The organism is Actinomadura sp. CNU-125 (genome assembly GCF_001942465.1).
In the GTDB taxonomy this organism is placed as follows: domain Bacteria; phylum Actinomycetota; class Actinomycetes; order Streptosporangiales; family Streptosporangiaceae; genus Spirillospora.
In genome coordinates, this window is the sequence record NZ_MKJY01000232.1 from 1 (window position 1) to 8,450 (window position 8,450).

The 8,450-nt window shown below is 73.8% G+C and carries 8 protein-coding genes and 1 pseudogene; 3 read left to right on the forward strand and 6 right to left on the reverse strand.

The features are described from left to right. Positions 1-665: DUF2877 domain-containing protein (locus BJF79_RS25505; RefSeq protein WP_075901098.1), on the reverse strand; the 665-nt coding region annotated here is incomplete at its 3' end. A gap of 220 nt (positions 666-885) precedes the next feature. Here BJF79_RS25505 and BJF79_RS61585 point away from each other — a divergent pair. The 3 genes and pseudogenes from BJF79_RS61585 to BJF79_RS25515 form a co-directional block, all read left to right on the forward strand. Beyond that, positions 886-1,269: pseudogene (locus BJF79_RS61585) on the forward strand (PucR family transcriptional regulator ligand-binding domain-containing protein); the annotation flags it as partial. Between the two features lie 284 nt (positions 1,270-1,553). Continuing rightward, positions 1,554-2,621 (forward strand): PucR family transcriptional regulator, encoded by a 1,068-nt coding sequence (locus tag BJF79_RS61590; protein ID WP_262402570.1) that lies wholly within the window; start codon positions 1,554-1,556, stop codon positions 2,619-2,621. A 137-nt stretch (positions 2,622-2,758) separates the two neighbouring features. Then, complete coding sequence (locus BJF79_RS25515; RefSeq protein ID WP_075901100.1) at positions 2,759-4,204, forward strand: uracil-xanthine permease family protein; 1,446 nt, start codon at positions 2,759-2,761, stop codon at positions 4,202-4,204. A gap of 123 nt (positions 4,205-4,327) precedes the next feature. Here the strand turns inward: BJF79_RS25515 and BJF79_RS25520 are convergent, their stop codons facing one another. The 5 genes from BJF79_RS25520 to BJF79_RS61595 form a co-directional block, all read right to left on the reverse strand. Further along, entirely contained in the window at positions 4,328-5,167 is an 840-nt protein-coding gene (locus BJF79_RS25520) for a polysaccharide deacetylase family protein (protein ID WP_075901102.1), read from the reverse strand. A gap of 312 nt (positions 5,168-5,479) precedes the next feature. Next, complete coding sequence (locus BJF79_RS25525; protein ID WP_075901104.1) at positions 5,480-6,253, reverse strand: ABC transporter permease subunit; 774 nt, start codon at positions 6,251-6,253, stop codon at positions 5,480-5,482. 51 nt (positions 6,254-6,304) lie between these two features. After that, positions 6,305-7,228 (reverse strand): ABC transporter ATP-binding protein, encoded by a 924-nt coding sequence (locus BJF79_RS25530; protein WP_075901106.1) that lies wholly within the window; start codon positions 7,226-7,228, stop codon positions 6,305-6,307. Positions 7,229-7,325: 97 nt separating this feature from the next. Continuing rightward, positions 7,326-7,700 (reverse strand): FKBP-type peptidyl-prolyl cis-trans isomerase, encoded by a 375-nt coding sequence (locus tag BJF79_RS25535; RefSeq protein ID WP_075901108.1) that lies wholly within the window; start codon positions 7,698-7,700, stop codon positions 7,326-7,328. A 37-nt stretch (positions 7,701-7,737) separates the two neighbouring features. Beyond that, complete coding sequence (locus tag BJF79_RS61595; protein ID WP_262402569.1) at positions 7,738-7,935, reverse strand: hypothetical protein; 198 nt, start codon at positions 7,933-7,935, stop codon at positions 7,738-7,740. Positions 7,936-8,450: the final 515 nt, after the last annotated feature.

Sequence of the window (8,450 nt, forward strand, 5' to 3'; positions counted from 1 at the left end):
CCACACCGCGCGCCCGTCCGGGCGGGACCGCGCCGCCCGCTGAGCCGCAGCGCGACGAGCAGCCCGCACAGGATGTCGTCCCCGCTCGGCGTGAGGCCCGGCCCGAGCCCGACGATCCGTTCGGCGGCCTCCACCGCGCCCGCGAGATCCCCGGCGGCGCAGCGCGCGGCGAGCAGGTCCGGGTCGGGATGCCCGGCGAGGCCGCCGCCGGTCATCCCGGCGTCGACGCACGCCGCCTCGACGGCCCGCAGCCCCCGGGCGAGCGCGGCGGGATGGAGCGGTCCGAGGACGGGCGCGGGGTCCCACTCGCGGCGCACCCGCACCGCGAACCCGCCCGTCTCGACCCGGCCGTCCCCGACGACCGCGTCGGCGCCCTCCCGCACCTCGCGGAACGGACGGTCGCGGCGCGGCACCGGGACGACCACGGCGTTCGGCATGCGCGCCGCGTCGGAGGCGACCACGGCCAGCACCCGAGGCTCCGGCCCGCCGCGCACCTCCGCGTACACCGCCGCGGGGAACGCGGCGGTGACGCGCGGGGCGCGCGGGCCGTCCAGCAGCGGGCGCAGGGCCAGGCTGGCGGCGCCCGCGCCGGGCGGACGGGCTCCGGGGGGCCGCGCGGGGAGCGGTGCGGGCTGCGGTGCGGGATCGCGGACGAGCGGGGTCACGGAACCTCCCGAGGCCGGTGACGGGCGCCGCCCGCGTCCTCGTCGACGCGGCGGCCCGGACTCTGCCGCGACGGTAGAACGGCGTTCGCCCGCGCCGTATGGACAAACGTGCCAAGGCTTCTTGTCATTGTTCGTCTTTGTTGTCAGTGTTGATCAGGCACCGGTAGCGATCACGCCGTGACAGGCGATGTACGCACCAAAAGGCGAGGTGACCCCTGGCATGAGTTACATCGGCGCGGACCCGGGCCCACCGGCCCTGCGGCTCGCCAGCACCGGAACACTGACCTACGGCCTGTCGGTCGGCGAGGTCCTCGGCGTCAGCACCCTCAACGACGCCCGCCTCATCGCCGGCCGGACCGGACTCGACCGGATCGTCCAGCGGCTCAACGTGATGGAGGTCCCCGACATCCTGTCGTGGGTCAAGCCGAACGAGCTCCTCCTCACCACCGGATACCCCCTGCGCAACACCCCCCAGTCCCTCGACAACCTGGTCGCCGACCTGGACGAACGCGGCCTCGCGGCCCTCGCGATCAAGCTCGGCCGCTACCTGGACGCGGCGCCGCCGGAGATGATCGCGCAGGCCGACCGGCGCGGCTTCCCGCTGATCCTGCTGCCCCCCGACGTCGGCTTCGACGACATCCTCAACCAGGTGCTGACCGACATCCTGAACCGGCAGGCCGCCGTGCTCGCCCGCACCGAGGAGGTGCACCGCGCGCTCGTCCAGATCGTGCTGTGCGGCGGCGGGCTGCAGGAGGTCGTCGACGAGGTCGCGTCGCTGCTGGAGGTGGCGGTCGTCGTACTGGACGGCGAGCAGCGGGTCCTCGCGGGCGCCGGCCCCGACGAGGACGTCGAGGCGATGCGGGCGTTCGACGCCGGACGGCACGCGGCGTGCGGGCGCGGCGGCTGCGGCGGCACCGGCGCGCACGGCACCGCCGACCACCTGGTCGTCCCGGTGATGGCGGGCGGCTTCGACCACGGCCGCATCATCGCGTTCAGCCCCGGCGGCGCGCTGCGCGGCACCGACCTCGGCATCCTGGAACGGGCCGCGACCGTCACCGCCCTCGTGGTGACCAAGCAGCAGGCGGTCGCGGCGGTGGAGAGCAAGTACCGCGCCGACTTCCTGCGCGACGTCCTCGCGGGCCGCGCGGGCGGCGACGACCGGATCATCGCGCACTGCGACGGGTTCGGCTGGGACCTCGACCGCCCGATGATGGTCGTGGTCGCCGAACTCGACGGCCGCGCCCGCGGCGGGCGTCCGGGGGCGGCGAGCCGGACGGCGGGTCGCGCGGCGGTCGCGGCGCCGGGGAGCGGTCCGCGCAGGAGCGGCTCGCCGCGGCCTGGACGGCCGCCGCCCGGCGGCACGACCGCGGCGCGGCGGTGGTCGGCTTCGCCCACGAGGTCGTCGCGATCATCGGCGGGGACGGCGACGGCTCCGCCGAACTGCCGTCCGCACCGGTGCAGACCATGATCAAAGAGGCGGCGGCCGTGTTCGCCGAGCACATGTCGGTGCGGCGGACGTTCTCCACCGGCGTCAGCCGCGTCGTGCACTCCCCGGCCGCGCTGCCCGACGCGTACGAGCAGGCGGTCAAGTCCGTCCGGGTGGGGCGGCAGCTGCACGGCGCCGGAGCGCGCGCGCACTTCGACCAGCTCGGCGTGTACCGGCTGCTGAGCCTGGTGTCGGACCCGGACGAGCTGCACGCGTTCGTCCGCGAGACCCTCGGCGACCTGGCGTCCGACGCCGAACCGGAGCTGGTGGACCTGCGCCGCACCCTCCAGGTGCTGCTGGAGACCAACCTCAACGTCGCCGAGACCGCCCGCAGGCTGCACTTCCACTACAACACGCTGCGTTATCGCATCGGCAAGCTCGAACGGATGCTCGGCGCGTTCACCGAGGACGCCCATCTGCGGCTCAACCTCACCCTCGCCCTCCACGTACTGCGCATGCGCGGTATCTGAGGGTAACCGCACCGTCCGGTGGTTGTCCGGGGGCCGCGCCGACGCGGCGTCCGGACGGCCCCGGTCCGCCCGCATCCCCTCCCACCTGGTAGATCTACCGTGCCGCACGGAGCGGCGACGCAGGAGCGGAGGGACCGATGAAGATCGGCTGGAAGCTGCACGGCGACGGGCGGACGCCGCCGCCGGGCGAGATCGTCCGTCCGGACGAGCGGCTGTCGTGGCCGCGCACCGCCGGGATCGGCGCCCAGCACGTGGTGGCGATGTTCGGGGCGACGTTCGTGTTCCCCGTGCTGATGGGCCTGGACCCCAACCTCGCGATCATGATGTCGGGCGTCGCGACGGTCCTGTTCCTGCTGATCGTGCGGGGCAAGGTCCCGAGCTACCTCGGCAGCAGCGCCTCGTTCGTCGGGGTCGCCGCGGCGATCCGCGCGGGCGGCGGCGACAGCGCGACGGTGACCGGCGCGATCCTCGTCACCGGCGCCGCCCTGCTGGTCGTCGGCGTGGTCGTCCACCTGCTGGGCGGCGACGTCATCCACCGGATCTTCCCGCCCGCGGTGACCGGCGCGGTCGTCATGCTGATCGGGTTCAACCTGGCGCCGGTCGTCGCGAACACCTACTGGCCGCAGGACCAGTGGGTCGCCCTCGGCACGCTCTGCTTCGCCGTGCTGTGCACGGTCCTGCTGCGCGGCTTCTGGTCGCGGATCGCGATCCTGCTGGCGCTGGTGTTCGGGTTCGCCCTGTCATGGGTCCTGGACGTCCTCGCCGGGCCCGTCACCTCGATCCTGCCCGGGCAGAACCTCCTGGACGCGTCGGGCCGGGCGTGCGCGTCCGAGGGCCCGTACTGCATCGCGACCGCGTTCGCGCACGACCGCGTGGACTTCTCCGCGGTGTCGTCCGCCGACTGGTTCGGTCTCCCGCAGTTGCACGCGCCCGACTTCAAGACGTCCGCGATCCTCCTCGCGCTGCCGCCCGTCATCGCGCTGATCGCGGAGAACACCGGGCACGTCAAGGCCGTGTCGGCGATGACCGGCGACGACCTGAACCCGGTGCTGGGCCGCGCCCTCGCCGCCGACGGCGTCGGCACCACCCTGGCGTCCGCGGTCGGCGGCGCCCCCACCACCACCTACGCCGAGAACATCGGCGTCATGGCCGCGACCCGCATCTACTCGACGGCCGCGTACTACGTCGCCGCGCTGGTGGCGGTCCTGTTCGGGCTCTGCCCCAAGTTCGGCGCGCTGGTCGCCGCCACCCCCGGCGGCGTCCTCGGCGGCATCACCGTCGTCCTCTACGGCATGATCGGCCTGCTCGGCGCGAAGATCTGGATCGAGAACCGGGTCGACTTCGGCGACCCGGTGAACCTCGTCCCCGTCGCGGCCGCGCTGATCCTCGCGATCGGCAACGTGACGCTGAACATCACCGACGACTTCCCCCTGCAGGGCATCGCGCTCGGCACCATCGCCGTCCTGATCGGCTACCACGCGCTGAACGCGGTGCGGCGGCCGGACGGCGCGGGCGGCGGGACGATCGCGCCCGGGGAGACCGAGATCGGCGGCCCGGTGCGCCGCCGTCCCGGCGAGGAGTAGGAAGCCTGTGCCGGCGGGGCTGCTCGGGGAGCGGGGGACTCAAACCCCGCCGGCGGAACGACGATAGAACGCGCGGGGCGGTCCGCACCCCCGTAACCGGGAATCCTCCGGGTACGCCGGAAATCAGGCTCCGCCCTGGTCAGGGGCGTTCCCGCCGAGCGACCGCGGCAGGTAGTTCTCCAGCGCGGCGGGCCGGAACCCCGCCTTCCGGATCTTGTCGAGGAACGCCCGGAACTGCCCCGCGAGGCCCTTGCGGAAGTGCATCAGGATGATGTCGCCGGGCTTGAACCCCTGGCCGCCGTCCCCGCGCGCGAACCCGTTGAAGCCGACGCCCGGCCCGGCCGTCCCGTTGTAGTACTCCGCCGACCACAGGATCAGCGCCTTGACGCCGCAGTCCTTCGCGACCCGCCGCGTCGTCTCGTTGTAGCTGCCGAACGGCGGCCGGAACAGCGTCGGGCGGCGGCCGTACTGCTTCTCGATCGCGTCGGACGCCTCGCAGATCTCCTTCTTCTGCGCGTCCGGCCCGAGCGTCTTCATGTCCGGATGCCCGACCGTGTGGTTCTCCATCGGCGACCCCGCCCGGTTCAGCGCCCAGAAGTACTGCCCGTGGCCGTCGATGTACCGGGACGTCAGGAACGTCATGATCGGAACCTTCTCCTTCCGGACGAGGTTCACGAACTCGGCGTCGTACTCGTAGCCGTCGTCGATCGTCAGGAACACGACGCGTTCCTGCGTGTCGATGGTGTTGACGATCGCGGGGAGGCCGTCCTGCGCGGGCTTCGGCGGCGTCCACGAACCGGGCTTCGGCGCCGGGAAGGTCCGGTCGGCGACCGCCGCGGCGAGCTGCGACCGGGTGGTCGGCCCGGACTCGCCGGCCTGCGCGCGCACCACGGGCCAGCCGCCCGCCGCCACGCCGAGCACTCCCGCGGCGACCATCGCGATCACGGGCGTCTTCCCACGCATCGGCCGCGTTCTCCGTTCAGTTGAGCAGGCATCGGGGGCGCCGGCGCGCCCGCGCGGCCCGGCCCTGCTCGGGCGGAGCGGCGCGCGCGGCGAAACCGACGGGACATATCTGATCATGCCCGGGCGCCCGCTGCCGTAATTGCCCGATCTTCGGCGTGTATTCGAGTGTCACCACGAAGCAAGGGGGGATTCCGTCGGCCTCCGCTCCGCTGCGCTCCGCTCCGGCCGCCGGGGAGGTCGGCCCCGCCACGACGAGCCGGGCCGCCGGGGGAGGTCGGTACGGTCGCGGCGGGTCGGGGCGCCGGGTGGGGGTCAGGGGTCGCGGCGCTCGAAGAGGATCAGGGCGGCGGCGAGGAGGACGGCGGTGTAGATCGCGAAGACGACGAGGCCGGTCCAAGGGGCGAGCTGTCCCGGCTGCTGCGTGGGGGAGAGGATCGCGCTTCCCGCGTTGGACGGCAGGAACTTGTTCACGTTCTCGCCCCACGACCCCGGCAGGAAACCGCCCGCGATGCCGAGGACGAACAGGACCACGAACACCAGCACGATCGAACCCGCGGTGTGCCGCAGCAGCGAGCCGAGCGCCAGCGCCATGACCGCGATCAGCATCAGCCAGAGCCCGCCGCCCGCGACCGCCCGCAGCATGCCGGGGTCGCCGATCGAGCCGTCCAGGTTCTTCCCGGCGAGGATGGGCTGCGCGACGAAGAACGACGCGAACGTCACCGCGACGCCGAACAGGAGGACGACCGCGGCCAGCACGAGCGTCTTGGCGGCCAGGTAGTGGGCGCGGCGGGGCACGGACGTCAGCGCGGTGCGGATCATCCCCGTGGAGTACTCGGCCGTGATGACCAGCACGCCGAGCGCGCCGAACACCACCATCGCGAAGTAGAACGCGACCTGGATCGGCATCATCGGCGTGAACGTCGCCCGCTCGGTGTCGCTCATCTGCTCGAACGTCGCGCCGAACGCCAGCGCCCACAGCGCCGAGAACCCGATGAGCACGACCGCCCCGGCGAGCAGCGTCCAGAACGTCGACTTCACCGTGCGGATCTTCGTCCACTCCGCGGCCAGGACGTGCCCGAACCGCACCCGGTGGGCGTCGGGGCCGGACGCGGCGGGGCGGCGCCGCGGGCGCGGCCGTCACGCCGGCCCCGTCCAGGTCCCGGCCGCCTGGTACTCGACGGCGTCCCCGGTCAGCCGCATGAACGCCTCCTCCAGCGACGGCCGGACCAGCGCCAGCTCGTGCACCCGCAGCGTGTGGTCGGCGGCGAGGTCGCCGACCTCCGCCGGGGTCGCGCCGTGCACCAGCAGCGACCCGTCCGGCCCGTCCTCGACCCGCCGCCCGCCGGACGCCAGCAGCCGCGCCAGCTCGCCGAGCTGCGGCGACCGCACCCGGACGTGCCCGGCGGCGTTCTGGTCGATGAACTCCCGCATCCCGGTGTCGGCGAGGATCCGGCCGCGCCCGATCACCACGAGATGGTCGGCGGTGAGCGCCATCTCCGACATGAGGTGGCTCGACACGAACACCGTCCGGCCCTCCTGCGCGAGCCGCCGCATCAGCGTCCGGATCCAGCGGATGCCCTCCGGGTCCAGGCCGTTCGCGGGCTCGTCGAACATCAGCACGCCCGGATCGCCGAGCAGCGCGCCCGCGATCCCGAGCCGCTGCCCCATCCCGAGCGAGAACCCCCGGACGGGCCGCCGCGCGACGTCGCGCAGCCCCACCAGGTCGAGCACCTCGTCCACCCGCCGCCGCGGTATCCCGTTGCTCTGCGCGAGGCACCGCAGATGGTTCCAGGCGCTGCGGCCGCCGTGCACGTCCGTGGCGTCCAGCAGCGCCCCGACCTCGCGCAGCGGCGCGCCGAGCGACCGGTAGTGGACGCCGCCCACCGTGACGTCCCCGGCGGTCGGCCGGTCGAGGCCGAGGATCATCCGCATCGTCGTCGACTTCCCGGCGCCGTTCGGGCCGAGGAAGCCGGTGACGCGGCCGGGCGCGACGACGAACGAGGCGTGGTCGACGGCGGTCGTGGCCCCGTACCGCTTCGTCAGCCCCCGCGCCTCGATCATGCCCGGCTGATACCGAACCGCCCGCCTCCGGAAACGGCGACGGCGGGCACCCGGGGCGAATTTCACCCCCGGATTGCCCGCCGTTTGACTTCTCGGGTCAGCTGACCGAGACCAGGTCCACGACGAAGATCAGCGTCTCGCCGGGCTTGATGGCCGGGCTCGGGCTGCGGTCGCCGTAGGCGAGGTGCGCCGGGATGACGAGCTTGCGGCGCCCGCCCACCTTCATCCCGGGGATGCCCATGTCCCAGCCCTTGATCATGCGGCCGGCGCCGAGCTCGAAGTCCAGCGTGGAGCCGCGGTTCCAGGACGCGTCGAACTCCTCGCCGGTGGACCAGGACACGCCGACGTAGTGCATCGCCACGGTCGAGCCCTTCACGGCCTCCGGGCCGTCGCCCACCGTGATGTCGGTGATGTCCAGCATGGAGGGCGGCTGACCCTCGGGGAAGTCGATCTCGGGGCGTTCAAGCGCCATGAACGGGCTCCAGCGTTGTTCGTTCGGATGAAAGGGATCAGCCTAACGGCAGGGGGCGCAGCCGGTGGGCGAGACGGGTGCCGTCGAGCCGCAGGTCGGCCCGGTCCCGGGTGCCGTCGGCGGCGAACCGGGCCGCCTCGCGGACGCTCCAGCCGTCCCACGCGTCCGCGAACGCGGGTCCGTCGCGGTCCAGGACGCGCGCGCGGCGCAGCTCGCGCGGCGCGTCGATCCACACCCGGTACGCGGCGGGCGACCCGGCCCACGCCGCCGACCCCCTCGACGAGCAGGACGGGCGCGGCCGGGATCTCCTCCGGCGGCCCGTAGGCGCCGGTGTGCCAGTGGAAACGGCGCAGGACGGCCGGGCGGCCCGCCCGCAGCGGTGCCAGCACCGTCCGTTCGAACGGTTCCCACCACGTCATCGGGTCGGCGTCCCACGGCACGCGGAAGTCGTCCGACCGCACCACCGGCGCGCCCGCCAGCACCTCCGCGAGCCGTCCCGCGAACGTCGACTTGCCCGCGCCGCTCGGCCCGTCGACCGCCACCAGCCGCACCGGCCCGCAGGACGGGGGCGCGCCCGAGCAGGCGCGCGGCGAGCGCCGGGTAGGTCGTCGCGGGTTCCGGCATGGACGGCATACTTCCAGGTGCGCGATCGACGACCCGGAAAGGGGCGAGCATGGACCTGTTCGGCGGGACGGGCGGACCGGTGCGGGTCGCCGGGCGGGAACTGGCCCGCGAGGACCTGCTGCTCCG

Coding starts and splice junctions, on each gene's coding strand:
- BJF79_RS25515 (WP_075901100.1), top strand. CDS start 2,759: ATGAAGATCGGCTGGAAGCTGCACGGCGACGGGCGGACGCCGCCGCCG.
- BJF79_RS25520 (WP_075901102.1), bottom strand. CDS start 5,167: ATGCGTGGGAAGACGCCCGTGATCGCGATGGTCGCCGCGGGAGTGCTC.
- BJF79_RS25530 (WP_075901106.1), bottom strand. CDS start 7,228: ATGATCGAGGCGCGGGGGCTGACGAAGCGGTACGGGGCCACGACCGCC.
- BJF79_RS25535 (WP_075901108.1), bottom strand. CDS start 7,700: ATGGCGCTTGAACGCCCCGAGATCGACTTCCCCGAGGGTCAGCCGCCC.